The organism is Pseudomonas sp. TE24901, from assembly GCF_054058375.1.
In genome coordinates this window covers 230036-253764 of sequence record NZ_JBSSAF010000009.1, presented here as the reverse complement: position 1 = coordinate 253764, position 23729 = coordinate 230036, and the positions used below count along the sequence as shown (strand labels likewise).

Genomic DNA, 23729 nt, shown 5'->3' with positions numbered 1-23729 from the left:
TTTTTGCCCCTTGTTCGCGGTTAACACATCACTGAGGGACGCACTTTTCACGTCCCTGCTCTTTAAGAGATTTGTCGAATGACCCTGAAGACCATCGAAGGTACCTTCATCGCCCCCAAAGGCCGCTACGCCCTGGTGGTTGGCCGCTTCAACAGCTTCGTTGTTGAAAGCCTGGTAAGCGGTGCCGTGGACGCCCTGGTTCGCCACGGTGTGAGCGAAAGCGACATCACCCTGATCCGTGCCCCTGGCGCCTTCGAAATTCCACTGGTTGCGCAAAAAGTTGCTCAACAGGGTGAATACGCGGCAATCATCGCCCTGGGCGCGGTCATTCGTGGCGGTACCCCGCACTTCGAATACGTGGCGGGCGAGTGCACCAAGGGCCTGGCCCAGGTGTCCATGGAGTTCGGCGTGCCGGTTGCGTTCGGCGTACTGACCGTTGATTCCATCGAGCAAGCCATCGAACGTTCCGGCACCAAGGCCGGTAACAAAGGCGCTGAAGCTGCCCTGTCCGCCCTGGAAATGGTCAGCCTGCTGTCGCAGTTGGAGGCCAAGTGATTTCCGACGAGAGCGATCGTTTCAACCCGCGCGAGCCACGCCCAGCCGATGCTGGCAAGCCGTCCAAGAACGAGAAGCGTCGCGCTGCTCGTCAATTGGCGACCCAGGCGCTGTACCAGCGTCACCTGGCCGGCGCTTCGTTGAACGAGATCGAAGCACAGTTTCGCGTCGACAACGATTTCACCTTTGCCGACCTGCCGTACTTCCACGACATCCTGCACGGTGTGCATGCCCACCTGACCGAGATCGACACGGCCCTGGCACCTTGCCTGGACCTGACCATCGAAGAGCTGGACCCGGTTGAGCTGTGCGTGATGCGTCTGTCGGCCTGGGAACTGCTGTATCGCGTCGACGTGCCGTACCGCGTGGTGATCAACGAAGGCATCGAACTGGCGAAAGTCTACGGTTCGACCGACGGCCACAAGTTCGTCAACGGCGTGCTCGACAAGCTGGCCCCGCGCCTGCGTGAAGCCGAAGTGAAGGCGTACAAGCGCTAAGCGCTTGAGTCCTGAATGGGCGAGTTTGAGCTGATCCGCAACTACTTCGCCGCCGCGCCCTGTGCGCAAGGCGGCGAAGGCATTGCGTTGGGGATCGGCGATGACTGCGCCTTGCTGGCGCTCCCCGCCGGGGAGCAGTTGGCGATTTCCACGGATACTTTGGTAGCCGGCGTGCACTTTGCCGACCCCTGTGATCCGTTCCTGCTTGGCCAGCGCTCGTTGGCCGTGGCGGTGAGCGACTTGGCCGCCATGGGCGCGCACCCTCTTGCATTTACTCTTGCCCTTACCACGCCGACGGTCGATGCCGATTGGCTGCAACGCTATGCCCAGGGGTTGAACGCCATGGCGCAAAGCTGCGGTGTGGGCTTGGTGGGCGGCGACACCACGCGCGGGCCGTTGAGCCTGACCCTGACCGTGTTCGGCCGTGTGCCGGCCGGGCAGGCGCTGACGCGCAGCGGTGCAAAACCCGGTGACCTGCTGTGTGTCGGCGGTGAGCTGGGCAATGCGGCCGGCGCCTTGCCGCTGGTCCTGGGCCAGCGCGTCGCTGACGCCGCCGTCGCCGAGCCGTTGCTGGCCCATTACTGGTCACCGCAGCCGCAGCTGGCCCTGGGGCTGGCGCTGCGGGGCAAGGCGACGTCTGCGATGGACATCTCCGACGGGCTGTTGGCCGATTGCGGGCATATCGCCAAGGCGTCGGCTGCTCACCTGTTGATCGAGCGCCAGGCCTTGCCGTTGTCCCAGGCCTTGCTGGCGTTTGTCGGGGATGAGGCCGCTCGCGTGGCCGCGCTGAGCGGCGGGGATGATTACGTGCTGGCGTTCACCCTGCCGCCTGCCGAACTGGCGCCCTTGTTGGCGAGCGGTTGGCCGGTGCATGTGATCGGCCGTGTCGAGGCGGGGCAGGGCGTGACACTGCTCGATGCCCAAGGGCAGGACATCACCCCGGCCGTGCGCGGCTATCAACACTTCAGCGAGACGCCCTGATTCGGCGAGCTGCGCTACCCTCTATACGGTTCTCAAGGTGTAGGAGGTTGTCACCATGGATGTGCGCCGTTGGCTGCTGATTGTGCTGTGCTCGGTCGCGACACTTGTGCACGCGGACGAGGCCCCGGTACCTGGCAAGATCATGCTGGCCAGCGAAGAGTGGAACGACTACACCAACAAAGACGGCAGCGGTCTGGCGTGGGATGTGTTGCGCCAGGTGTTCGAGCCCGCTGGGATCACCCTGCAAACCCGCAGCGTGCCCTATACCCGTTCGGTCGGCCTGGCCCAGCGCGGCGAAGTGGATGGTTGGGTCGGTTCCTACCGTGATGAAGCGACTGGCGTGCTGTACCCTCACTGGAACTTCGACTCCGACCACATCTACGCCCTCGGGCTGGCCACTGCGCCGACGCCCAGCGTGGCCACGCTGGGCAACTACCGCCTGGCCTGGGTGCGCGGCTACAAGTACGAGGAGTACTTGCCCAACGTGCACCGCTTCAACCAGATCGAACGCCGTGACGGCATCCTGCCGATGCTGCAGCACGCCCGCGCAGACTTTTACATCGACGCCCTCAGCGAAGCCCAGTACGTGCTCGGCCAGGCCGACGACCCCGCGCAATTCAAACTCACCCACATCGCCGAACTGCCGCTGTACGTGGGGTTTGCTGATAACGAACGCGGCCGGGCGTTGATGGCCGTGTATGACCAGCGCATGGCGGCGCTGGTGAATAACGGTGAGTTGAAACCGATTTTCGAGCGCTGGAAACAGCCCTATCCGTTCTGATGGGCATAGAACCGGGATGAAGGCCAATCGAACCGATTGATCTTTATCAGCGATAATTCAGCTTAAGCGTCTGTAGGAACCTGCTGTTACAATGGCCGCCATCGTAAAAACTGAAATCAGGAGCACACGGTGCCCGTCGTTTTCGTCGCCGCTTCCAAGCTGCCTACCCCTTTTGCCACGTTCACCATGAACGGCTTTCTCGAAGAAGCCACCGGCCGCGAGCACGTTGTGCTCAGCCTGGGCGACATCGCTGACGGCGCGCCGGTGCTGGGTCGTGTGCATTCCGAATGCCTGACCGGTGACGCGCTGTTCAGCCAGCGCTGCGATTGCGGTTCGCAACTGGAAGCCGCGATGCGTGCCATCGCCCGCGAAGGCCGTGGCGTTCTGCTTTACCTGCGCCAGGAAGGCCGCGGTATCGGCCTGATGAACAAGATCCGTGCGTACGAGTTGCAAGACGGCGGCGCCGACACCGTTGAAGCCAACGAGCGCCTGGGGTTTGCCGCTGACCAGCGCGACTACGCGATCTGCCTGCCGATGCTGGAGCACCTGGGCGTCAAATCCCTTCGCCTGATGACCAACAACCCACGCAAGGTCAAAGCCTTGACCGACATGGGTATCACCGTGGCCGAGCGCGTGCCACTGCACACCGGACACAACCCGCACAACAAACTGTACCTGGCCACCAAGGCCAGCAAGCTCGACCACATGATGGGCAACGAGCATCAGGGCGAGGTCGACCGCGCGTGACCCGTGGCCAGGTGAAACGGCGACTGTCCTTCAATTGGTGGCAGTACCTGGCCCTGGCGCTGCTCCCGCTGTTTGTGATCAACCTGGTGTTTGGCCAGGCTGAATCATTGCTTCCCGTATTGGCCATGCCGTTCTTCATTGCCGGCGTGGCCTCGATGTTTCTGAGCCTGCGGTATTTTCATGGCTATAAACACGCACTGATCGCCACCTCCAAAGCCCTCGACACCCCCGACGAACCAGCCGCCTGGATCACCCTGGCGGCTCGTCGGCGTGCAGCCTTGCTGATTGCCGCCATTCCCGCGTGGATCGGCGCGTTGGCGGTGTTTGTCGGCCTGGAAGCGGTGCCGCTGTTTCTGTTGGCCCTGTCGACGCTGGTGCTGTTCTACCTCTATCGCATTCCACGTCAGCTGGGATGAGGCGTTACGGGCTGGCGCTTCTGCTGTTGGTGTTGAGTGCGCCGGTGCTGGCGGCCGAGCGTGTCATCAGCCTGGCGCCGTCTCTTTCTGAAATCGTGGTCGAACTGGGCGCTGCCGACCAGCTGGTGGGCGTGCTCGACGGCGGCGATCGGCCTGCGGCCTTGGCCAGCGTGCCCTCAGTGGGGCATTACGGTCAGTTGGACATGGAACGCCTGCTCAGCCTCAAGCCGGATCTGATCCTGCTCTGGCCCGGCAGCGTCGGCCCGGCCCAGCGCGAACAGCTGCAACGCCTGAATATCCCGGTGTACGTCGCCGAACCCTATAGCCTTGAGCAACTGACTACCCAGGTCCAGGCCATCGCCGACCAATTAGGGCGTGCTGAGGCGGGTCGACAACTGGCCGCACAACTGCACCAGCGCCTGGCCGAGTTGCGTCAGCGCTATCAGCGCGCCGAGCCCTTGCGCGTGTTTTACCAGGTGTGGAACCAGCCGCTGTATACCGTGGGCGGTGGGCAGATCATCAGCGATGCGTTGAGCGTGTGCGGCGCGCGCAATGTGTTCGATGACCTCAAGCTGCCGGCGCCGCAGGTGAGTATTGAGTCGGTGTTGCAGCGTGACCCGCAGATGATTCTGGTGGGCGATCAGGTGCAGAAGGAGGCCTGGAAGGTCTGGCCGGCGATGGCTGGGCGGGTGCGGCTGGTGCCGGATAAAGGGTTGGAGCGGCCGAGTGGGCAGATGGTGGAGGCGGTGGGGCGGTTGTGTCAGGTGATTGCGCCGGGCCTGTAATACCGCTATCGCAGGCAAGCCAGCTCCCACATTTGGAACGCGTTTCCCCTGTGGGAGCTGGCTTGCCTGCGATGAGGCCGGACCTGCCCACTCAGATATCAGGCGTCCAAGTCACCCCAACCCTCCACACCCGACCCTCTTCACGATAATACTGGTTGTTCTCGAAATTCGGGTCCTGGTAGCTGTACATCGCCCGCGCATAGGCCTTGTCCAACACGTTATCAACCTTGAACGACAGCAGCACCTCCCGGTTCAACGCCCAGCTGCTACGCAGCCCCAGCAAGGCATACCCGCCCAGCCGGTTGCGGTTTTCCTCATCGTCATAGCTGTGGCTGATGGCCTGCCAGCTGGCACCCACCCCCAGCTTGTCAAACTGCCGATCCACATCCAGGTTCAGCGTGCGCCGCGCCCGACGGGCCAGGGTATGGCCGCTGTCACGGTCGCGAGGGTCCATGATCGAGACGCCCAGATTGCCTTGCCAGCCGAACAACTGCTGCTTGAGCGCCGCTTCAAAGCCGTTAATCCGTGCGGACGCCACGTTGTGCGGGATGTAGAAGTCCACCGGCTGGGCGACGATGGCGTCTTTCAGGTCGGTGCGATACAGCGAGGTTTCCAGGCGCGTGGTATCGCTCAGCTGGCTGCGCCACTGCACCTCGTAGGTTTTTGAGTGTTCCGGCTTGAGGTCGGGGTTGCTGCTGCCGGGGTAGTACAAGTCATTGAAACTGGGCGCGCGGAAGCCTTCGCTGTAGGACAGCAGCACGTCGTTGTCCGGGTTCAGCGGCACGGTCAGGGTGCCACTCCAGGTGTTCTGGCTGCCGAACTGCTGGTTGGTGTCGTGGCGCAGGCCCAGCTCGGTGGAAAACCGCTCGGCCTCGAAACGATGCTGGATGAACACCGCACGGTTCCAGCGGCTGTCTTCGTCGAAGTCAGTGCTGGCGCGCACGCGGTCTTCGTACCAGTCGCCACCGAGGATCAGGCTGTTGCGGTCATCCAGGGTCAGGTCGTTCTGCCAGTTCACCGAGTCGCGATAAGTGTTGAAGGCGCTGCCCTCATCGCTGAGGTGATCGCGCTTCTTGTCGCGGTTCTCGCTGTGGCCCAGTTCCAGGCGGGTCTGCCAGCGGTCGTTGAGCTTGGCGTCGACATAACCGCTGGCGCTGCTCACGGTGTAGTCGGTGTAGGGCTTCTGGCCGACGGTTTCGAAAAAGCTGACGTAGCGTCCGAACGGGTTGTCGTATTCCGACTTGCCCCGGCCATCCAACAGGTTGAAGCCCACTTCGAGGTCATCGCTCAACGAGTGGCTGAGGTTCAGGCTCAAGGACTTGTTGCGGTAGGCATCATGATCGCCATCGCTGGCAAACGACTCATGGGTCCAGTTGATGCCTTGGGTTTCATCCAGGCTGGCGCCGAGGTTGAAGCGCGTGCGTTCATCGCCGCCGGACAGGCCGAGGCTGCGTTCCCACGTCTGATTGCTGCCAAAGCCCACATGCAGGCGCGGATGAACGCCGGCCTGGGCGTTGCGCCGGGTGAAAATCTGGATGACCCCGCCGATGGCATCACTGCCGTAGATCACCGAGCGCGAACCGCGCAACACTTCCACCCGCTCAATCTGGTCGACGCTGAGGAACTGCAACCCACTGTCGCCCGAGGTAGCGTTGGCGATGCGCTGGCCATCCACCAGCACCAGGCTTTGGGCTGACTTTGTGCCGCGAATGAACACCCCCGGCAAACTGCCGCGCCCACCGGTTTGTGCGATTTGCACGCCGGGCACGCGGCTCAGCAGGTCGGTGACGCTGGTGGGTTGCAGGCGGTCGATATCGTCGCGGGTGAACACGGTGTTGGCGGCGCTGCTGTCGTTGCGCGCCTGTACCTGGCGGTTGGCGGTGATGACCACGTCGGGGAGGCTCAAGGCCTGGTCGCGGGTGTCGGCGAGCAGTTCGGGGGTGGGGAGAAGCAGCAAGGCGAGGTGCAGGCGTTTCATGGTCTGTCCATAGATCTGAAATGGGTACACATCAAATGTGGGAGCGGGCTTGCTCGCGAAAGCGGTGTATCAGTCAGCTTATCTTTAACTGACACACTGCTTTCGCGAGCAAGCCCGCTCCCACATTTTAGTCCCAGTTTCTACCGGGGCATTGGATTACAGGCCCAGCAGCGCCAGGCGTTCGCGCACCGACGCCTCGATCCCGGCCTCGTCTAACCCGCATTCAGCCAGCATCTGCGCCGGCTTGGCGTGTTCGACGTACACATCCGGCAAGCCCAGGTGCAGTACCGACTTGAGGATGTTCTCCCGCGCCAGGAATTCGCTGACTGCCGCACCGGCGCCGCCCATGATGGCGTTTTCTTCGACGGTCACCAGCAACTCATGGCTGCCGGCAATCTCACGCACCAGGTCTTCATCCAAAGGTTTGACGAAACGCATGTCGACCACGGTGGCGTCGAGCTTCTCGGCCACCTTCAGGGCCTCGGCCAATTGCACGCCGAACACCAGGAACGCGGTCTTGCTGCCTTGACGACGCACGATGCCCTTGCCGATCTCGATAGGTTCAAGGTCCTTCTCGATCACCGCATTCGGGCCGTTGCCGCGTGGGTAGCGCACGGCGGCCGGGCCGTTGTACAGGTGGCCGGTGCTGAGCATCTTGCGCAGTTCGTTTTCGTCGCTCGGCGTCATCACCAGCATGCCGGGGATGCAGCGCAGGTAGGACAAATCGAAGCTGCCGGCGTGGGTCGGGCCGTCTTCGCCCACCAGGCCTGCGCGGTCGATGGCGAACAGCACGTCAAGGTTCTGTACCGCGACATCGTGGACCAGTTGGTCGTAGCCGCGCTGCAGGAAGGTGGAGTAGATCGCCACCACCGGCTTGGCGCCTTCGCAGGCCATGCCGGCCGCAAAGGTCACCGCGTGCTGTTCGGCAATTGCCACGTCGAAGTAGCGCAGCGGGAAACGCTCGCTGAACGCCACCAGGTCGGAGCCTTCCTTCATCGCCGGGGTAATCCCCACCAGGCGAGGGTCGGCAGCGGCCATGTCGCACAGCCATTCGCCGAACACGCCGGAATACTTCGGCCCGCTGGCTTTTTTCGGCGCAGCGGCGGGGGCGTCCAGGGGTTCCAGCTTGGTGATGGCGTGGTAACCGATCGGGTCGACTTCCGCCGGGGCGAAACCTTTGCCTTTCTTGGTGACGATGTGCAGGAACTGCGGCCCCTTGAGGTCACGCATGTTGCGCAGCGTGGCGATCAGGGTGGGCAGGTCGTGGCCGTCGATCGGGCCGATGTAGTTCCAGCCCAGCTCTTCGAACAGGGTGCCGGGCACCAGCATGCCCTTGGCATATTCTTCGGTACGCCGGGCAATTTCCCACGCGCCGGGCAGACGCGAGAGCACCTTCTTGCTGCCTTCACGCATGCTGGCATAGGTGCGGCTGGAGAGGATTTTTGCCAGGTAATTGGACAGGCCACCGACATTGCGCGAGATCGACATGTCGTTGTCGTTGAGGATCACCAGCATGTTGGCGTCCACTTCCGGCGCATGGTTCAGCGCTTCGAACGCCATGCCGGCGGTCAGCGCGCCGTCGCCAATCACCGCAATCGCCTTGCGATCGCTGCCTTGCAGGCGGGCGGCAATGGCCATGCCCAGCGCTGCACTGATGGACGTGCTGGAGTGGCCGACGCCAAAGGTGTCGTACTCGCTTTCGGAGCGGCGCGGGAAGGCGGCAATGCCGTCCTTCTGGCGCAGGGTGCCCATCTGCTCGCGGCGACCGGTGAGGATCTTGTGCGGATACGCCTGATGGCCCACGTCCCACACCAGCCGGTCATCCGGGGTGTCGAACACGTAATGCAGGGCGATGGTCAGCTCGATGACGCCCAGGCCGGCACCGAAATGCCCACCGGTCTGGCCGACCGTGTAGAGCAATTCCAGGCGCAACTCATCGGCCAGGGTTTCCAGCTCGGCTTCACCCAGTCGACGCAGGCCGGCCGGCGTGACAGCACGGTCAAGCAGGGGCGTGGACGGGCGCTTGCGGGGAATCTCTTGAAACGTCGTGGGCATCAGGCGAATCGTTATAGGTATAGAAGAGGCGGCAGTTTACCTCAAGCATCGCAAACTGCCCACGCAGAGCGCCGAACTTGGCCGATATGCGGCCGTAAAGGCCGCCGTTATCAGTGGCGGCGTTCGACGATATACCGCGCCAGGTCACGCAGTGGCTCGGCCGCCGCGTCGAAAGGTCGCAGGGCGTCCAGGGCCAGGTCGCGCAGTTCCAGCGCGTAGGCCTTGGCCGCGTCCAGGCCGAGCAGCGCAGGATAAGTCGGTTTGTCCCGTGCGATGTCGGCACCTTGGCGCTTGCCCAGGGTGGCGGTGTCACTTTCTACGTCGAGAATATCGTCTTGCACCTGGAAGGCCAGGCCGATGGCGCGGGAGTAGGTCTGCAAGGCGGCCAATTGCGCAGCGGTCGCTTGGCCGCTGGCCAGTGCGCCCAGTTCCACGGCGGCTTCGATCAGCGCGCCGGTCTTGTGGCGGTGCATGTGCTCAAGGGCTTGCTGGTCGAGCTTGAGGCTGACCGAACCCATGTCGATGGCCTGCCCGCCGACCATACCGGCCGGGCCCGCTGCGTGAGCCAACTTGGTCACCATGCGCAAGCGGATCTCGGCATTGACGCTGCTCAAGGCTGGGTCCAGCAACGCGCTGAACGCCAGGCTCTGCAGGCCGTCACCGGCCAGGATCGCATAGGCTTCATCAAAGGCTTTGTGGGTGGTGGGCTGGCCGCGACGCAGGTCGTCATCGTCCATCGCCGGCAGGTCGTCATGCACCAGGGAATAGGCGTGAATCAGCTCCACCGCACAGGCGGCGCCATTGGCCTGTTCGGCCGGCGCACCCAGGGCTTCGCACGCGGCATAGGCCAGCAACGGGCGCACGCGCTTGCCGCCGTTCATCACGCTGTAGCGCATGGCCTCATAGAGGCGGTTCATTTCCGGGCTTGGCGCAACAAACAAGGGCGCAAGCGCCGCATTGACCCGGGCTTGGCTACTGGCCTGATACGCGTCGATCATTCTGGCTGTTCCGCATCGAAAGGTTCTTCGGCCAACTCCCCGTCACGTTCAAGCAGCACCTGCACCTTCTGCTCCGCCTGCGCCAGGGCGCTCTGGCAGTCACGGGTCAGGCCGATGCCTTGCTCAAACGCTGTCAACGAGTCTTCCAGCGACAACTCGCCGTTCTCCAGACGCTCGACCAGGGTTTGCAGGTCGGCGAGGGATTGTTCGAAATCGAGTGCAACTTTTTTGCGGGCCATGGCGGCTATTCCGGTAGACGGTAAACCGGCGCGACACTAGCAGACATGGGGATTCTGGGCAAATGAGCGGGCCGTTCGAGCAAGCGCCAGAGCATCTCGGCATTTTTTGTAGACGTTGGTATTCAGCGGGTCCAGGCGCCACAGTTCGAACGCATTGCGCTCGTGGGCGGTGACGTCATCGCTGTGCAGTCGTGTCCACCAATCCAATGCTTGCTGATCGCGTTCGGAGGTTGGTGGGCTTGGCTGACTGTTCATCGGGGCTCGTTGGCTTGCATAGCCACCGCGCAATGAGCCATGGCCTTATTGCCCAGCAGCGCAGTTGGCGTCGAGTATTGCCCTTGCGCATCCTTAAGTTGCGTCTCAAAGGCCTGTAACCCTTCGTGCATCTTCTGCAAGGTCGCAATCTGCGTGGCCAACGCTTGTTTCTTGGCAGCGATGGCCTGGTCGGCACGTTCCCATGGCAGCACATCGCCCGGGTGGTCCTGCAGGATTTGCTGCAACTCCTTGAGCTTGAAACCCAGTTGCTGCGCGCACTTGATAAACATCAACCGCTCGACGCTCTGCGCCGAATACACCCGGTACTGCCCCTGGCGTTGCGGCGCGGGCAGCAGCCCGATCGCCTCATAGTGACGGATCGCCTTGACGGTCGTGCCCGACAGTTGCGCGGCTTTGCCGATGTACATGAACACTCCCTTTTTCAACGAGTGCGCCCGCCTGCTTTAACCACTTTGTTCGCTGCGCCGGCGTAGAGCCCAGCACCGGTCCGAACAGCAGCGTCTTGACAGGCTTGACGCCACAAAACGCCAAGGTGGTCTTGCGCATCTGGTGGACGCCCGGCATGCGATAGAACCAGCGGTAATACCATGGCGGCGTGTCCAGGGTCACTAACAAATGTGCGGTGCGGCCGAGCAACAGCTTGTCGGGGAAAGCCTTGCCCTTGCGGTATTTGAAGGCGAAGCCGGGTAGGAAGATTCGGTCAATGAAGCCCTTCATCAACGCCGGAATACCGCCCCACCAGATGGGGAAGATGAAGGTCAGGTGGGTGGCCCAGAGGATGTCGGCTTGGGCGCTGAGCAGGTCGGGTTCCAGTGGTTGGGGCTGGGTGTAGCCGCTGTGCAGATTGAGGTCGAAAACCAGCTCGCCCAAGCGTAGGACGCGGAATTCATGGCCGGCGGTTTTTGCGGCCTGGATGAAGGTATCGGCCAGAGCGGAGCAAAAGCTGGACGTTGAAGGGTGGCCGAGGATAACCAGGGTGCGCGGCGTCATGGGTGAGTCCTGAAATAGGGTGTTTCAGGGTAAGGGCTGCCGTATAGGGGAGAGTCAAGGCGTAGGGCCGCCATGGCCAGCAGGGTATTTCGGTATTGTTTGAAAGCCCCTTCCTTGTGCGCGCTTGACCCCTTGTGGCCGTCAATGCCCCTGACTAGCCTGCCTCAACACTCAAAGAGCGAAACGGCATGAGCGAACCCGGTATCGGCTTGACCCCACCGCCTACGGGCTACAGCGACTGGTTGACGGACTTGAAAGGCCGTATCCACACGGCGCAACAACGCGCAACACTGGCCGTGAATCGAGAACTGGTGTTGCTCTATTGGCAGCTTGGCCACGACATTTTGACCCGCCAGGCGGAGCAGGGCTGGGGCAGTAAAGTCATTGATCGGCTTGCCCAGGATCTGCGTGCAGCGTTTCCCGCAATGAAGGGTTTTTCACCGCGCAATCTCAAGTATATGCGTGCTTTTGCCGAGGCGTGGCCAGACCCTGAATTTGTGCAACAAGCTGCTGCACAATTGCCCTGGGGTCACAATGTGGTATTGCTCGACAAGCTCCCAGGCCCCGAAACCCGCCGCTGGTACATCGCCCAGGCGATAGAAAACAACTGGTCGCGTAACTCGCTGGTGGTGCACATCGAAAACCGCTTGCTGGAGCGCAGCGGCAAGGCCGTCAGCAATTTCGAAAATCACCTGCCTAAACCGCAATCCGATCTGGCGCGGGAGTCTCTGAAAGACCCTTATCGCTTTGATTTCCTGAGCCTGGGGTTGGATGCGCAGGAGCGCGACATTGAAAATGCCCTGATCAAACACGTCACCGACTTTCTGCTGGAACTGGGCGCGGGTTTCGCCTTCGTCGGCCAGCAAGTGTTGCTGGATGTCGGAGGTGATGAATTCTTTGTCGACCTGTTGTTCTACCACTTGAAACTGCGCTGCTACGTGGTGATCGAGCTTAAAACGGGCAAGTTCAAACCGGAGCATTTGGGGAAACTGAGCTTTTACCTCGCGGCTGTCGATGCACAGCTTAAACATCCTCACGACGGGCCCACCATCGGTCTGCTGTTGTGCAAGAGCAAGAACGAAGTCGTCGCCGAATATGCATTGCGCGACAACAACCGGCCAATTGGCGTAGCGGAATATCAACTGGTTGAGTCGTTGCCCGCGGAGTTGCAAACCAGTTTGCCAAGCATCGAGCAGATTGAGCGGGAGTTGGCGGCCCACTAAACAAAAAAGCCTGCTTTTCAGGGCAGGCTTTGTGTGCGGTGTTTAATCAATCCTTGCGCGCCGTCAGCGCCGCGTACCCATTCATCAAGTTGCGGTAGTTGGGAATGCGCTGGGACAACAGATTCCCCAAGCCTTCGATGTCGTTGCGCCAGTCGCGGTGCAGCTCACAGGCCACCGAGAACCAGTTCATCAGTTGCGCGCCTGCCTGGGTCATCCGGCTCCAGGCCGCCTGCTGCACCGTGGTGTTGAAGGTGCCCGAGGCGTCAGTCACTACGAACACTTCGAACCCTTCCGCCAACGCCGACAAGGTTGGGAACGCTACGCACACATCGGTGACCACACCGGCAATGATGATCTGCTTGCGGCCGGTCGCCTTGATCGCTTTGACGAAGTCTTCGTTGTCCCACGCGTTGATCTGGCCAGGGCGGGCGATGTACGGCGCGTCCGGGAACATCTCTTTCAGCTCGGGCACCAGCGGACCGTTGGGGCCTTGCTCGAAGCTGGTGGTGAGGATGGTCGGCAGGTTGAAGAACTTGGCCAGGTCCGCCAGGGCCAGCACGTTGTTCTTGAACTCGTTGGGCGAGAAGTCCTGCACCAGGGAGATCAGGCCGGTCTGGTGGTCGACCAGCAATACGATGGCGTCGTCTTTGTTCAAGCGGTTGTAGGTTGGAGTGCTCATGGTTGAAATCCTTTTTTGTTTAAGTGGGTTAGGCGTTGCGTTCAACATGGGCACAGATTAATGGGCGAGTGGCGGGGGATAAATCGGCTGAAACAGGTAATACCGTCAACTCAAAAGAGACAATCGCCAGGCTATTAGCCGTTTTGATGGTGTTCGTCGCGGGGAAATGTGAGACAAAAAATCTCACGCGTGAGCTATTGAGTGTGGCGAAAATTGCCTGTAGATTTTCTCACGCGTGAGTTTTTCACAACGAGGTCAGCACCATGAAAAGCAGCTCTCCATCGGGTCAGCCCGCAGGGCCCGATACCGATTCAGCAAGCCTTCAGGGAGAGCGCTTGAAACCGTCCGCGAAAAAACCGTCGAGCTTCTACATGAAGCAGATGCGCGCGGGCCTGGCGGCCGCCGGTTATGTGAAACACGAGACTTGGGTGCTTCCCGAAAACCGAAGCCTGCTCAAGCAGATGGAGAAACAGCTCCGCCAGCCGATCCTGGCTGGCTCATTCATGTCGGAGATTTACATGAGCGCAGGCACTAACTGGAACATCGATCGACTGTTCACGGCGCTGCAGGCCCTGGACGAAGTGGTTTCCAACGACATCACGCTTTCTCTGGTTCAAGGCTCGGAGTCCAGCATCAAGCTGGAAATGAACGACTTTGGTGGCTTGCCGATTTACATCGCGGTGGTGGGCGAGCAGATCATCGTCGACACCGTGCTGGTCGATGTCGAGTCCATCAACAACGTCGAAAAATTCAATGACGCCGTGCTGCGCAGCCGGGAAATGTTCCCGCTGTCTTCCATCGGCATCGAGTCCATGCCCAACGGGCAAGTTGTTTACAACATGTTCGGCGCGCTGAGCTCTGACTCCAGCCTCACCAACATCGTGACCGAGGTGAAAACCCTCGTCGACAACGTGCAGCGCGCCAGCGAAGCCTTCGAACGTTTCTTCAATTAAGTATTCGGGAGTATCTGATGACTCAGTCCATCTGGAGCAAACTGTTCACCGCGCTGCGTGGCGGTGCCAGCGAAGTCGGCGAAGCAATCGTCGACCAACAAGCCCTGCGCATCCTCGACCAGGAAATCCGTGATGCCGACACCGCGCTGGCCAATGCCAAGCGTGAGCTGGTCAGCATCATGGCCAAGCACAAGCTGGCCAACGATCGTGTCGGCGAGTACGACGCCAAGATCACGGACCTGGAGACCAAGGCGATGGCCGCCATCCAGGCCAACCGCGAAGACCTGGCCCTGGAAGTGGCCGAAGCCATTTCGACCCTGACCAACGAGCGCGACGCCGAGCAGAAGCAAGCCGCCGAATTCGGTGGTTACGCCGACAGCATGCGCAAGGACATCACCAAGGCCGAGAGCCGGATCAAAAGCCTGCGCCAGCAAGTGGACATGGCCAAGGCGCGTGAAAGCGTACAAAAGGCTCAGGTCAGCGCGTCCATCGCCAGTGGCGGCGCCAACGGCAAGTTGGAGACGGCCGTTGGTACGCTGAACCGCTTGCAAGCCAAGCAGCAGCAACGCGCCGCGGAACTGGAAGCCCAGGACGAACTGGCCGAGGCCTCGACGGGGACTGAACTGGAACGCAAGTTGCGCGAAGCCGGCATCACGCCGAACGAAGGCAGCGCCAATGCGATTCTGGAACGCCTGAAGCAGAAGTCGGCTGAGTAAATAATGCCGCAACAGGGAGGGCCTATTCTCGGCCCTTTCTTTTTACGTCGAGGTCAGGATGGACGCCCTCAAGGGTTTCAAGATGATCGCAGGCCTTGCCCTGCTGATGGTCGCACTGCAGCTGTTCAACGTGGCGACTGGTTACAGCCTCATGGCCTTTGGCTTGATCCCCAGGACGGTGCCGGGCCTGTTCGGCATCCTCACTTCACCGTTCTTGCACGGGTCCTTGGCTCACCTGAGCGCGAACCTGATTGCCTTTTTGGTACTGGGCACCTTGGTGATGATCGAAGGGTTCAACCGATTCGTGACCGTCAGCCTGATCATTATTCTGCTGGGCGGCGCGCTGGTCTGGCTGTTCGGTTTCAGTGGCGTGCACATCGGCGCCAGCGGTTGGGTATTCGGGCTGTGGGCCTACCTGTTATCACGTGCCTGGTTTCACAGGAGCTGGACCAACCTGATCACGGCCGGCGTCGTAGCGCTGCTGTATGGCGGCCTGGTCTTTGGCTTCCTGCCGCGCCAGGGCGTTTCGTTCGAGGGGCATCTGTTTGGTGCGCTCGCCGGATTTATTGCAGCCAAGGTACTTCTCTCTGCGCCGCGCAGCAGGTTTAATGCCGGCTGAACGCACTGGAGCATCCAGGCGTCGAGGCGATGGCAACTACCCAGGGAATCAGGGGCAAAATGTCGATTTTTCTTTTGTTGCGTCTATACGCCTCCTCCCTCTTTCACCGTTTCGGCTGGGCAGGTCTGGTCATCGCCCTGGGCGTGCACCTGAGCACCGCTTATTTGGGCCTGGTGCTTCTAGGCGAGCAGCACCTCACCACGCTCGCCACGTTTATTTACTTCTATCTCACCACCACACTCACCGTGGGTTATGGCGACCTCGCGCCGCAGACCTCGGCAGGGCGGGTGTTCGTGGCCGCCTGGATCATGCTCGGCGGGATTGCGCTGCTGACGGCAGCCATCGGCAAAACCACCAGCAGTGTCATCGATGCATGGAGAAAAGGCATGAAGGGCAAAGGCGATTTCACCGGCAAGGTCGGCCACACGGTGCTCATCGGCTGGGAAGGCGCGCCCAGTGAGCGGGTCATCGAGTTGTTGCTGCAAGACGAAACCTCGAACGACAACCTGATCGTCATTTGCGATTGCACTCTCGATGAAAACCCCATGCCCGGCAAGGCGGCGTTCATCCGCGGTGAAAGCCTGTCGTCCACCGCGTTATTGCTGCGGGCGGGTGTGCCCGGCGCCGAACGGGTGCTGGTGCGAACCCCGTCGGACGACCTGACACTGGCCACCGTGCTGGCGGTGAATCAACTGAGCCCTGTCGGCCATGTGGTCGCCCACTTCAATGAAAGTGAAATCGCCGCACTCGCCAGCTCCTACGCGCCGCGCCTGGAGTGCACCTCAAGCATGGCCATCGAGATGTTGGTGCGTGCTTCCCAGGACCCGGGCTCGTCAGTCGTCATCAATGAGTTGTTGTGCGTGGGCCAAGGCGCCACCCAATACCTGATGAAATTGCCCGAGGCCTTCGAAGCCACCTTCGGCGACCTGTACAGCCGCATGAAGGAGCATCACAACGCCACGCTCATCGGCTACCGCGCCAAAGGCGCCCAGCAACCTTCGATCAACCCGCCCAGCGCCACGCGCGTCGAGGGCGGCGAACTCTTCTACATCGCCTCCACCCGCCTCAAGGACATTTCCAATGGGATGGTTTAAACAGTTGATGGGGCTTGAAGCCCCGAACGCGCGTCCTGAGTCGCACCAGGCGGCCGGCCAAACCTTGCCGAGCACCGGCCCACTGGGCCTGGCACCGGGCAAAGGTGTGATGTTCGACTCCAGCCTCAAATTGCTGCTCGACGAGAAAACCTCGGTGGTCATCCCCGGCTCCCAGGAAATCTGGAGTAACGGCACTGTCGACCTCGGGCAATCGACCTGGTTGTCGCGCTACTACATGAACGACGAAGACTACTGGCTGCAAGTGCACACCACCGGCGAAATCGCCGGGCAGGTGGAGTCGGTGATCCTGTTCAACTACCTGAGCTACGTCACCGTCAGCAGTGAAGCGGAACTGCGCCGGCTGGCCGGCCCGCAAAGCCCGATCGGGCTGCCGACCTACACCCACAACGGCGTCGAATTCACCCGTGTGTGGGGCAGCGAAGCCGGCCAGACCGAGCTGGTGGCGATGACCGAGCACGTGGTCAATCCCGAAGAAGCCTACAGCGTCGAGCACCGTTCGATGCTATACGCCCGTGACACCGGCCTGACGGACCGCCGCGAGTTCCTGCTGTTTTCCGTCGAAGAAGACGCCGAAGGCACCATCAGCCTGAGCACGTCGCTGGGCATTTCGCTGTACACAACCGACCTGACCGCGCTCTAAACAAGGAAGACATTCATGCTAGAAGCTCTCTCCATCTCCCTGAACAAAGCCGCCGTGCTCGGGTTTGTCCTCTACATCCTCGGGGCCGCTGTACTGTTCGTGCTGTTCCAGTTCCTCTACACCCGCATCACCCCGCACAAAGAGTTCGAGCTGATCCGTGCGGGCAACGTGTCTGCGGCGGTCGCCCTGGGCGGCGCCATCGTCGGCTTCGCCATTCCGGCCAGCAACGTGATCGCTTACTCGATCAGCCTCCTCGACTTCGTCGTCTGGGCGGTGATCGCGGCGGTTGTGCAGTTGCTGGCGTTCCTGCTGACCAGCCTGGTGCTCAAAGGCACGTCCGAGCGCATCAAGAACGGCGAGCTGGCGGCCGGTATCTACGTGGCGGCCGTGGCCATCAGCGTCGGCATGTTGAATGCCGCGTGCATGACGCCAACCTCGAACTGATCGCCCACGGAGCTCCCGATGAAACGAAGCAAGTACGTCCAGCTGTCGCTGGCAGCGTCGGTCGCCATGGCGATATCCGGCTGTGGGCCGACGGAAAAAACCTACGATTTGCAGAAGAAGTACAACTTCCAGTCGGTGCAGCAATGCGCCGATGAGAAACTGCCGGTGGACGTCTGCTCGGACGCCTACATGACCGCCATGGCCGAACACCGCCGCATTGCGCCGGTGTACGACAACCAGGCCGATTGCGATGCCGACTTTGTCGCCGACTGGTGCCAGCAGGATTCCACCGGCAAATTCATCCCCCGGTTGGGCGGTTTCGAACTGACCGCCGAAGGCCGGGTGACACAGTCCCAGGTCGACGCGGCCAACGCCCAAGTCGGCGGCGCGCAAGCCAACAACGGTGGTTCGGGCTTCTCCACCAGCAGCCTGCTGACCGGTCTGCTGATCGGCAACATGCTCAGCAACAATCGCAACAGCTACCGCTCCGAGCCGGTGTACCGCTACCGCGATGACCGTGGCGACTACGGTTCTTCAACGCTCAGCCAGCGCGTCTCCAAAGGCTCGACCTTCAGCCGCTCGAACCAGGCCCGCTACGGCAGCAGCAACTACTCGAACACGCTGCGCACCTCCAACAAATCCAGCACCGTTGCATCGGCCACCTCCCGTGGCGGCTTCGGCAGCAAGGCCAGCGCACGCAGCGGCTGGGGCGGCGGCGGGTCGAGCAGTTAAGGAAGGCGAGCCATGAAGAAAATCCACTGCGCAGAACGTCACGACTGGAAACAGACCGCCGACAGCCTCGGCTTTCTGTTCCACACCATCGACGACGAACCCTACTGGGACGAAAGCGCGTACTACCAGTTCACGCTCAAGCAAATCGAGCACGACCTGGAAGACCCGACCACCGAGATCCATGACATGTGCATGGACCTCGTCGCCCGCGTGGTCGAGAGCGAAGAACTGCTGGAACGCCTGAGCATCCCCGCGCCGTTCTACGACATGATCCGCACCTCATGGCGTGAAGGCCACCCGCACCTGTACGGGCGCATGGACTTCTCCTACAACGGCACCGGCCCCGCCAAACTGCTCGAACTCAACTACGACACCCCCACCAGCCTCTACGAAGCCGCCGCGTTCCAATGGGGCTGGCTGGAACAATGCATCGAACGCGGGCTGCTGCCCAAACACGCCGACCAGTTCAACAGCATCGACACCAAACTGCACCAGGCCTTCGCCCAACTGCAGATCAACCAACCGTTCTACTTCGCCTCGATGAAAGACTCGGTCGAAGACAAAGGCACCACCGACTACCTGCGCCTCGTCGCCGAAAAAGTCGGCATCGAATCCCGCCACATCGACATCGAAGACATCGGCCTCACCGCCGAAGGCCGCTTCGTCGACCTCGAAGATCGCTGGATCCCCCACCTGTTCAAACTGCACGCCTGGGAATTCATCTTCCACGAACCCTTCGGCACCGCAATCGCCCAGAGCGACACGCAGTTCTTCGAACCGGCGTGGAAATCCATCCTCTCCAACAAAGGCATCCTGCCGCTGCTGTGGGAATTCAACAAAGGCCACCCCAACTTACTCGCGTCGCACCTGGATACCGACCCGGGCAAAGCCGTGCCGAAAGGCTGGGTGCGCAAGCCATTCTTCTCGCGGGAAGGGGCGAACATCGAACTGCAAACGGCGGATGGGCTGATTGTCAAAGAGGACGGGCCTTACACCGATGCGCCGTTCATCCTGCAGGAATTTGCGCCGCTGCCGAAGTTTGGAGACAGCTATACGCTGATTGGGTCTTGGGTGATTGGGGACCAGGCGGCGGGGATTGGGGTGCGGGAGGACAATAGTTTGATTACCAAGGATTCGAGCCGGTTTTTGCCGCATTTGATATTGGATTGAGGAAGTTATTAGGGATTATTTCGGGCATTAAAAAGCCGGCTTGTGGCCGGCTTCTCGGGGACTGCTTCAGCTTGTTTTTGACAAACCTCACCAGCCTTCAAATCGCTCAGCCCACGTTGCGTCGGGCTGAATAGTAAGGGCATCCGCGGGAACTCCTCCGCTTCGCCGAGCAGGTTGGATAGCGCAAAGCCACCCCCTGCCAAATGTGGGCCGCATGATACCCATATTCACCTCAAATGCCCACCTCCGGATCCGATTTAGAGCCTTCCCAGCCCAATAAATGCTCATCCAGCGGCACGGGTGGGCGGCGGTTGTTCAGGGTGGACCACCAGAACACCCAACCCACGATCTGGAAGTTCTGCTCGAAGCGTTGCTCGTAGGTGAGGTATTCGTCGGGGTGTTCGCCGGCGTTGTGGCTGCGCATGCGCAGGCCGCCGCCTGGGCGGTTGTAGAGGTATTTGATGCGCAGCATGCCGTCGTGTTCTACGGCGTAGATTTCGCCGTCGATGATTTGGGTGCGGCCACGGTCGATGGCGAGGGTGGCGCCTTGTTGGATGATGTCGATCATGCTGTTGTCGACCATGTAGGCGCCCAGGGCGCGGTCGGGGTTTACGGTGAGGGTGTCGAGGGTGTGTTGGGAGACGCGGATGCGTTCGCTGGAGGTGAAGGAAGGGTGGAGGTCGATCTCCACGTCGGTTTTTTCCGGAGGGCAGGCTGGGTCTGCGAGGTATTTGCCGCGGCCTTCGCGGGTGTTGGTCAGTCCTTTTCGGGTGTCCGGGCCTTCCAGCAGGAAGTTGGCCGGTGGGTGTTTGGGGCCTTCGCCGGTGCGCAGCCAACGGCTGGAGATGCACAGCAGTTCTGCGATCTCGTTGAGTCGGCCCATGGGCACGCCGCGCTTGAACCAGTTGTTCACGTGTTGGGGCGTGACGCCGCGGTTCTTGGCGAAGTCGGAGGCGGAAAGGTGAACTTCCCGTAATAGCGCTTTTAAACGATCACCTGATGTATTCATAAACGCAGAGCTTACTGACCGGGAAAACAGATCAAATAAACCATGCGTTGAGTTGCGCTTGTAGGTTTTTACTTAGTTGTAGTTCGATGCGCTGGATTCAAACGGCAACTAAACGAGATCTATAAGTTTTTGAACTTGTCGTTTAATTTTTCCCACAAAAAAAGCCCCGAATGATCGGGGCTTTTTTTATTGCCGGGGCAATGAGGAGCGGGTATCAGCCTTTGTAGGCAGCGACCGACTTCAGGATCTCGGCGCGGGCGGCGTCTGCGTTGCCCCAACCGTCGATCTTCACCCATTTGCCTTTTTCGAGGTCTTTGTAGTTCTCGAAGAAGTGTTTGATCTGCTCCAGCAACAGTGGCGGCAGGTCGGTGTATTCCTTCACGTCCACGTACAGCTGGGACAGCTTGTCGTGTGGTACCGCGATAACCTTGGCATCGCCGCCGCCGTCGTCGGTCATGTTCAGGATGCCGACTGGACGTGCGCGGATCACCGAGCCTGGTGCAACCGGGTAAGGGGTTACGACCAGCACGTCGAGGGGGTCACCGTCGTCGGCCAGGGTGTTTGGGATGAAACCGTAGTTGGCCGGGTAGAACATTGGGGTGGCCATGAAACGGTCAACGAACAGGCAATCGCTGTCTTTGTCGATTTCGTATTTGATCGGCGCGTGGTTGGCCGGAATCTCGATGGCGACGTAGATGTCGTTCGGCAGGTCTTTGCCAGCCGGAATCTTGCTGTAGCTCATTGGGCGTTGCCCCCGTTAATTGGCCATGAAACATGGCCGGATTGGCCTAAAAGTGGCGGCGATTATAGGCACATTCTGATGCCGATGCCATGCGTCAGACGTCGTACGGCGCCTGGGGTTCAGTCCGGTACCGTGCGTCGCTGGCTTGCAGCTGAGTCAGGCGGGCCAGGGGATCCTGGCGGTAAAAGCGGCTGAGCTGCGCGTACACCTGTGGATAATGGTTGACCAGTAAATCCGGGGCGCTGAAGAAATATTCGCTGGTGACCGCAAAGAACTCGGCCGGGTTTTCGGCGGCGTAGGGGTCGATCTCGGTTTCGACGTCCGGGTTGGCGTCGAGCTGGCGATTGAGGTCGTCGTAGGCGCTCTGCATCACGCTGGCCCACTCTTGCACGCGCATGTCGCTGTGCAGCGGCGGCAGGCCGTTGGCATCGCCGTTGAGCATGTCCAGCTTGTGGGCCAGTTCGTGAATGACCAGGTTGTAGCCTTCCCACTGGCCGCTTGCTAGCACGCCAGGCCAGGCCAGGATCACCGGGCCCTGTTGCCAGGCTTCGCCGCTGTGTTCGCCGTCCCATTCGTGTTCGATGCCGCTGCTGTCGCGATGGCGCTGGGGGCTCAGGAAGTCGTCGGGGTACAGCACGATTTCGTGGAAACCCTGATACCAGTCGAGGTCGCCCAGGTTCATCAGCGGCAGTTGTGCCTGGGCGGCGAGCAGCAGGCGTTGTTCCTGGTGCAGCTCGACGCCGGGCAGGGCGGTGAGGTGTTTTTCGGCGAGGAATACCACGCAGGCTTCGCGCAGCCACTGGTCCTGCTCGGCGCTGATGCCGTCGAGGAAGGTCAGGTGGTGGCGCACCCGCTGCCAGGTGTCCTCGGCAATCGGGTGCTTGGCCAGCAGGCGCCGGCGACGCCAGGCGCTGAGGGACCACATCGCGCGCTTACTGCGACTTGGCTTCGGAAGAGGTGCGGCCAAAGCGGCTGCGGGCCACGCCAATGATCATCGGCACCAGGGAGAGCAGGATGATGAACACCACCAGCAGCGACAGGTTTTTCTTGATGAACGGCACGTTGCCGAAGAAGTAGCCCAGGGTCACCAGGCCGCCGACCCAGATGATGGTGCCGAACACGCTGAAGCCGAAGAAGCGCGGGTAAGGCATTTTGGCGATGCCGGCGACGAATGGGGCGAAGGTGCGCAGGATTGGCAGGAAGCGCGCCAGGGTCACGGTTTTGCCGCCGTGCTTGTCGTAGAAGTCGTGGGTCTTCTGCAGGTAGTCGCGGCGGAAGATTTTCGAGTTCGGGTTGCTGAACAGCCGTTCTCCGGCCGTTCGGCCTATCACATAGTTGGTGCTGTCCCCGAGGATCGCCGCCAACATCAACAGGCCGCCCAACAGGATCGGGTCCATGCCGCCGCCCGCGGCAATGGCGCCGGCGATGAACAGCAACGAATCACCCGGCAGGAACGGCATGACCACCAGGCCGGTCTCGCAAAAAATCACCAGGAACAGGATGGCGTAGATCCACACGCCGTAATTCCTCACCAGCGTATCGAGATACACGTCGAGATGCAGGATAAGGTCAAGCGGGTTGAAATCCATGGATGGCACCTGTGTGAATGGCCCGGCTCAGCAGGCCTGTGCGGGGGCGTCGGGAAATAAGGCTACAAGTCTATGTCGCGATTCTTACAACCCTGAGAGGTCCGCATTATACGGATTGAGCCGTGAAAAGCGTGTTGGTTTTGTAGCGGGGGATGTCGTGTAGACGATGGGCTAAGGTCTGAATGTTATCGAGTGTTCAATTGTGGGAGCTGGCTTGCCTGCGATGCGGGCACCTCGGTGTATCAGTGAGACCGAGGTGATGCCATCGCAGGCAAGCCAGCTCCCACACAAGCCCGTTCCCCATAGGATAGGCGGTATGGGCTTCAGTCCTCGCTGATTGGCAACACGTAGTTCTTGAACTCCGTGTCTTCGCGAAACCCGATTGACTCGTACGTCTTCTGCGCCACTTCGTTGTCACTGCTGGTCGACACCCGCAGCCGTACCGCGTGGGTTTCCTTGGCCATTTTCTTCGCCGTGCGCATCAGGTTGTCTGCCACCAGTTGGCGGCGGGCGTCCTCGGCCACGTAGATGTCGTTGAGGATCCACACACGCTTGAGCGACAGCGACGAAAAGCTCGGGTACAGCTGGCAAAAGCCGAGCAGCTTCTTGTCGTCATCATCGGCCAGGGCCAGGTAGATCACCGACTCCTTGCGGCGCAGGCGCTTTTCCAAAAAGGCCCGCGACGAGTCCGGGAAGGGCAGGGCACCATAAAACTCACGGTATTTGACGAACAGCGGGGTCAACAGGTCCAGGTGTTCCAGGGTCGCTTGAGTAATCCGCATGCCAGGCCTCAACTTCCA

The 23729-nt window shown here is 61.0% G+C and carries 29 protein-coding genes; 16 read left to right on the top strand and 13 right to left on the bottom strand.

From position 1 onward, the window contains the following. Window positions 1–78: 78 nt before the first annotated feature. The 7 genes from ribH to ACVWVP_RS19670 all read left to right on the top strand — a co-directional run bounded on the left by ribH (window position 79) and on the right by ACVWVP_RS19670 (window position 4762). Window positions 79–555, top strand: coding sequence for a 6,7-dimethyl-8-ribityllumazine synthase (gene ribH, locus ACVWVP_RS19700; protein ID WP_003194576.1), 477 nt, complete (start codon window positions 79–81; stop codon window positions 553–555). Continuing rightward, window positions 552–1052 carry a transcription antitermination factor NusB gene (gene nusB, locus ACVWVP_RS19695; protein ID WP_178924278.1) on the top strand — a complete coding sequence of 167 codons (501 nt, stop codon included), beginning with the start codon at window positions 552–554 and terminating at the stop codon, window positions 1050–1052. Before ribH ends, nusB begins: the two co-directional genes overlap by 4 nt. 15 nt (window positions 1053–1067) lie before the next feature. Further along, window positions 1068–2033, top strand: coding sequence for a thiamine-phosphate kinase (gene thiL / locus ACVWVP_RS19690; protein WP_457407643.1), 966 nt, complete (start codon window positions 1068–1070; stop codon window positions 2031–2033). A gap of 55 nt (window positions 2034–2088) precedes the next feature. Continuing rightward, the gene (locus ACVWVP_RS19685; protein WP_457407641.1) at window positions 2089–2814 is read left to right on the top strand and encodes a substrate-binding periplasmic protein; all 726 of its coding nucleotides are present in this window, start codon (window positions 2089–2091) and stop codon (window positions 2812–2814) included. A 129-nt stretch (window positions 2815–2943) separates the two neighbouring features. Beyond that, a complete protein-coding gene (ribA, locus tag ACVWVP_RS19680) occupies window positions 2944–3561 on the top strand; it encodes a GTP cyclohydrolase II (RefSeq protein WP_095013680.1) in 618 nt (205 codons plus the stop codon). Continuing rightward, complete coding sequence (locus tag ACVWVP_RS19675; protein WP_178924284.1) at window positions 3558–3977, top strand: MFS transporter; 420 nt, start codon at window positions 3558–3560, stop codon at window positions 3975–3977. The genes ribA and ACVWVP_RS19675 overlap by 4 nt, the downstream gene beginning before the upstream one ends. Beyond that, window positions 3974–4762 carry a cobalamin-binding protein gene (locus tag ACVWVP_RS19670; protein ID WP_457407639.1) on the top strand — a complete coding sequence of 263 codons (789 nt, stop codon included), beginning with the start codon at window positions 3974–3976 and terminating at the stop codon, window positions 4760–4762. Before ACVWVP_RS19675 ends, ACVWVP_RS19670 begins: the two co-directional genes overlap by 4 nt. Before the next feature lie 91 nt (window positions 4763–4853). Here ACVWVP_RS19670 and ACVWVP_RS19665 read toward each other — a convergent pair whose 3' ends face one another. The 7 genes from ACVWVP_RS19665 to ACVWVP_RS19635 all read right to left on the bottom strand — a co-directional run bounded on the left by ACVWVP_RS19665 (window position 4854) and on the right by ACVWVP_RS19635 (window position 11298). Beyond that, a complete protein-coding gene (locus tag ACVWVP_RS19665; RefSeq protein WP_457407637.1) occupies window positions 4854–6740 on the bottom strand; it encodes a TonB-dependent receptor domain-containing protein in 1887 nt (628 codons plus the stop codon). A gap of 156 nt (window positions 6741–6896) precedes the next feature. Next, complete coding sequence (gene dxs, locus ACVWVP_RS19660; protein WP_178924290.1) at window positions 6897–8795, bottom strand: 1-deoxy-D-xylulose-5-phosphate synthase; 1899 nt, start codon at window positions 8793–8795, stop codon at window positions 6897–6899. 110 nt (window positions 8796–8905) lie between these two features. After that, window positions 8906–9793 carry a (2E,6E)-farnesyl diphosphate synthase gene (gene ispA / locus ACVWVP_RS19655; protein ID WP_457407636.1) on the bottom strand — a complete coding sequence of 296 codons (888 nt, stop codon included), beginning with the start codon at window positions 9791–9793 and terminating at the stop codon, window positions 8906–8908. Beyond that, entirely contained in the window at window positions 9790–10032 is a 243-nt protein-coding gene (locus ACVWVP_RS19650) for an exodeoxyribonuclease VII small subunit (RefSeq protein ID WP_003176346.1), read from the bottom strand. Before ACVWVP_RS19650 ends, ispA begins: the two co-directional genes overlap by 4 nt. Before the next feature lie 36 nt (window positions 10033–10068). After that, entirely contained in the window at window positions 10069–10287 is a 219-nt protein-coding gene (locus tag ACVWVP_RS19645; RefSeq protein WP_457407634.1) for a FecR/PupR family sigma factor regulator, read from the bottom strand. Continuing rightward, complete coding sequence (locus ACVWVP_RS19640) at window positions 10284–10715, bottom strand: MerR family transcriptional regulator (RefSeq protein ID WP_457407633.1); 432 nt, start codon at window positions 10713–10715, stop codon at window positions 10284–10286. The genes ACVWVP_RS19645 and ACVWVP_RS19640 overlap by 4 nt, the downstream gene beginning before the upstream one ends. Then, window positions 10654–11298 carry an NAD(P)H-dependent oxidoreductase gene (locus ACVWVP_RS19635; protein WP_457407632.1) on the bottom strand — a complete coding sequence of 215 codons (645 nt, stop codon included), beginning with the start codon at window positions 11296–11298 and terminating at the stop codon, window positions 10654–10656. The genes ACVWVP_RS19640 and ACVWVP_RS19635 overlap by 62 nt, the downstream gene beginning before the upstream one ends. A 188-nt stretch (window positions 11299–11486) precedes the next feature. Here ACVWVP_RS19635 and ACVWVP_RS19630 point away from each other — a divergent pair, with 188 nt between their 5' ends. Continuing rightward, the gene (locus ACVWVP_RS19630; protein ID WP_457407631.1) at window positions 11487–12521 is read left to right on the top strand and encodes a PDDEXK nuclease domain-containing protein; all 1035 of its coding nucleotides are present in this window, start codon (window positions 11487–11489) and stop codon (window positions 12519–12521) included. A 46-nt stretch (window positions 12522–12567) separates the two neighbouring features. On the opposite strand, the gene ycaC is transcribed toward ACVWVP_RS19630, so the two are convergent. Further along, window positions 12568–13200, bottom strand: a complete 633-nt coding sequence (ycaC, locus tag ACVWVP_RS19625; protein ID WP_176999289.1) for an isochorismate family cysteine hydrolase YcaC — start codon at window positions 13198–13200, stop codon at window positions 12568–12570. Between the two features lie 371 nt (window positions 13201–13571). Here ycaC and ACVWVP_RS19620 point away from each other — a divergent pair, with 371 nt between their 5' ends. From ACVWVP_RS19620 to ACVWVP_RS19585, 8 genes are read left to right on the top strand one after another with little or no spacing between them, the layout of a single operon-like run. Continuing rightward, a complete protein-coding gene (locus tag ACVWVP_RS19620; RefSeq protein WP_176999307.1) occupies window positions 13572–14153 on the top strand; it encodes a YjfI family protein in 582 nt (193 codons plus the stop codon). Between the two features lie 17 nt (window positions 14154–14170). Then, the gene (locus tag ACVWVP_RS19615; protein ID WP_457407629.1) at window positions 14171–14869 is read left to right on the top strand and encodes a PspA/IM30 family protein; all 699 of its coding nucleotides are present in this window, start codon (window positions 14171–14173) and stop codon (window positions 14867–14869) included. A gap of 58 nt (window positions 14870–14927) precedes the next feature. Further along, window positions 14928–15488: a rhomboid family intramembrane serine protease gene (locus tag ACVWVP_RS19610; protein ID WP_176999291.1), complete on the top strand. Its 561-nt coding sequence runs from the start codon at window positions 14928–14930 to the stop codon at window positions 15486–15488. Window positions 15489–15547: 59 nt separating this feature from the next. Next, complete coding sequence (locus tag ACVWVP_RS19605) at window positions 15548–16582, top strand: ion channel (protein WP_178924300.1); 1035 nt, start codon at window positions 15548–15550, stop codon at window positions 16580–16582. Beyond that, complete coding sequence (locus tag ACVWVP_RS19600) at window positions 16569–17243, top strand: DUF2491 family protein (protein WP_457407626.1); 675 nt, start codon at window positions 16569–16571, stop codon at window positions 17241–17243. The genes ACVWVP_RS19605 and ACVWVP_RS19600 overlap by 14 nt, the downstream gene beginning before the upstream one ends. Before the next feature lie 15 nt (window positions 17244–17258). Next, window positions 17259–17687: a DUF350 domain-containing protein gene (locus tag ACVWVP_RS19595; protein WP_178924304.1), complete on the top strand. Its 429-nt coding sequence runs from the start codon at window positions 17259–17261 to the stop codon at window positions 17685–17687. Window positions 17688–17705: 18 nt separating this feature from the next. After that, window positions 17706–18419: a DUF1190 domain-containing protein gene (locus ACVWVP_RS19590; protein ID WP_259175087.1), complete on the top strand. Its 714-nt coding sequence runs from the start codon at window positions 17706–17708 to the stop codon at window positions 18417–18419. 12 nt (window positions 18420–18431) lie between these two features. After that, window positions 18432–19589, top strand: a complete 1158-nt coding sequence (locus ACVWVP_RS19585; protein WP_457407625.1) for a glutathionylspermidine synthase family protein — start codon at window positions 18432–18434, stop codon at window positions 19587–19589. 232 nt (window positions 19590–19821) lie between these two features. On the opposite strand, the gene ACVWVP_RS19580 is transcribed toward ACVWVP_RS19585, so the two are convergent. From ACVWVP_RS19580 to ACVWVP_RS19560, 5 genes are all read right to left on the bottom strand, one after another. Then, a complete protein-coding gene (locus tag ACVWVP_RS19580) occupies window positions 19822–20598 on the bottom strand; it encodes a LexA family transcriptional regulator (protein ID WP_457407624.1) in 777 nt (258 codons plus the stop codon). Between the two features lie 214 nt (window positions 20599–20812). Next, window positions 20813–21340 (bottom strand): inorganic diphosphatase, encoded by a 528-nt coding sequence (gene ppa, locus ACVWVP_RS19575; protein ID WP_068579703.1) that lies wholly within the window; start codon window positions 21338–21340, stop codon window positions 20813–20815. Between the two features lie 94 nt (window positions 21341–21434). Continuing rightward, the gene (locus ACVWVP_RS19570; protein WP_178919365.1) at window positions 21435–22265 is read right to left on the bottom strand and encodes a M90 family metallopeptidase; all 831 of its coding nucleotides are present in this window, start codon (window positions 22263–22265) and stop codon (window positions 21435–21437) included. 7 nt (window positions 22266–22272) lie between these two features. Beyond that, window positions 22273–22929 carry a DedA family protein gene (locus tag ACVWVP_RS19565; RefSeq protein WP_178919367.1) on the bottom strand — a complete coding sequence of 219 codons (657 nt, stop codon included), beginning with the start codon at window positions 22927–22929 and terminating at the stop codon, window positions 22273–22275. 323 nt (window positions 22930–23252) lie between these two features. Continuing rightward, window positions 23253–23711: a GNAT family N-acetyltransferase gene (locus tag ACVWVP_RS19560; RefSeq protein ID WP_017735604.1), complete on the bottom strand. Its 459-nt coding sequence runs from the start codon at window positions 23709–23711 to the stop codon at window positions 23253–23255. Between the last annotated feature and the right edge of the window lie 18 nt (window positions 23712–23729).

Coding starts and splice junctions, on each gene's coding strand:
- ribH (WP_003194576.1), top strand. CDS start 79: ATGACCCTGAAGACCATCGAAGGTACCTTCATCGCCCCCAAAGGCCGC.
- thiL (WP_457407643.1), top strand. CDS start 1,068: ATGGGCGAGTTTGAGCTGATCCGCAACTACTTCGCCGCCGCGCCCTGT.
- ACVWVP_RS19685 (WP_457407641.1), top strand. CDS start 2,089: ATGGATGTGCGCCGTTGGCTGCTGATTGTGCTGTGCTCGGTCGCGACA.
- ACVWVP_RS19670 (WP_457407639.1), top strand. CDS start 3,974: ATGAGGCGTTACGGGCTGGCGCTTCTGCTGTTGGTGTTGAGTGCGCCG.
- ACVWVP_RS19665 (WP_457407637.1), bottom strand. CDS start 6,740: ATGAAACGCCTGCACCTCGCCTTGCTGCTTCTCCCCACCCCCGAACTG.
- dxs (WP_178924290.1), bottom strand. CDS start 8,795: ATGCCCACGACGTTTCAAGAGATTCCCCGCAAGCGCCCGTCCACGCCC.
- ispA (WP_457407636.1), bottom strand. CDS start 9,793: ATGATCGACGCGTATCAGGCCAGTAGCCAAGCCCGGGTCAATGCGGCG.
- ACVWVP_RS19650 (WP_003176346.1), bottom strand. CDS start 10,032: ATGGCCCGCAAAAAAGTTGCACTCGATTTCGAACAATCCCTCGCCGAC.
- ACVWVP_RS19645 (WP_457407634.1), bottom strand. CDS start 10,287: ATGAACAGTCAGCCAAGCCCACCAACCTCCGAACGCGATCAGCAAGCA.
- ACVWVP_RS19640 (WP_457407633.1), bottom strand. CDS start 10,715: ATGTACATCGGCAAAGCCGCGCAACTGTCGGGCACGACCGTCAAGGCG.
- ACVWVP_RS19635 (WP_457407632.1), bottom strand. CDS start 11,298: ATGACGCCGCGCACCCTGGTTATCCTCGGCCACCCTTCAACGTCCAGC.
- ACVWVP_RS19630 (WP_457407631.1), top strand. CDS start 11,487: ATGAGCGAACCCGGTATCGGCTTGACCCCACCGCCTACGGGCTACAGC.
- ycaC (WP_176999289.1), bottom strand. CDS start 13,200: ATGAGCACTCCAACCTACAACCGCTTGAACAAAGACGACGCCATCGTA.
- ACVWVP_RS19620 (WP_176999307.1), top strand. CDS start 13,572: ATGAAGCAGATGCGCGCGGGCCTGGCGGCCGCCGGTTATGTGAAACAC.
- ACVWVP_RS19615 (WP_457407629.1), top strand. CDS start 14,171: ATGACTCAGTCCATCTGGAGCAAACTGTTCACCGCGCTGCGTGGCGGT.
- ACVWVP_RS19610 (WP_176999291.1), top strand. CDS start 14,928: ATGGACGCCCTCAAGGGTTTCAAGATGATCGCAGGCCTTGCCCTGCTG.
- ACVWVP_RS19605 (WP_178924300.1), top strand. CDS start 15,548: ATGTCGATTTTTCTTTTGTTGCGTCTATACGCCTCCTCCCTCTTTCAC.
- ACVWVP_RS19600 (WP_457407626.1), top strand. CDS start 16,569: ATGGGATGGTTTAAACAGTTGATGGGGCTTGAAGCCCCGAACGCGCGT.
- ACVWVP_RS19595 (WP_178924304.1), top strand. CDS start 17,259: ATGCTAGAAGCTCTCTCCATCTCCCTGAACAAAGCCGCCGTGCTCGGG.
- ACVWVP_RS19590 (WP_259175087.1), top strand. CDS start 17,706: ATGAAACGAAGCAAGTACGTCCAGCTGTCGCTGGCAGCGTCGGTCGCC.
- ACVWVP_RS19585 (WP_457407625.1), top strand. CDS start 18,432: ATGAAGAAAATCCACTGCGCAGAACGTCACGACTGGAAACAGACCGCC.
- ACVWVP_RS19580 (WP_457407624.1), bottom strand. CDS start 20,598: ATGAATACATCAGGTGATCGTTTAAAAGCGCTATTACGGGAAGTTCAC.
- ppa (WP_068579703.1), bottom strand. CDS start 21,340: ATGAGCTACAGCAAGATTCCGGCTGGCAAAGACCTGCCGAACGACATC.
- ACVWVP_RS19570 (WP_178919365.1), bottom strand. CDS start 22,265: ATGTGGTCCCTCAGCGCCTGGCGTCGCCGGCGCCTGCTGGCCAAGCAC.
- ACVWVP_RS19565 (WP_178919367.1), bottom strand. CDS start 22,929: ATGGATTTCAACCCGCTTGACCTTATCCTGCATCTCGACGTGTATCTC.
- ACVWVP_RS19560 (WP_017735604.1), bottom strand. CDS start 23,711: ATGCGGATTACTCAAGCGACCCTGGAACACCTGGACCTGTTGACCCCG.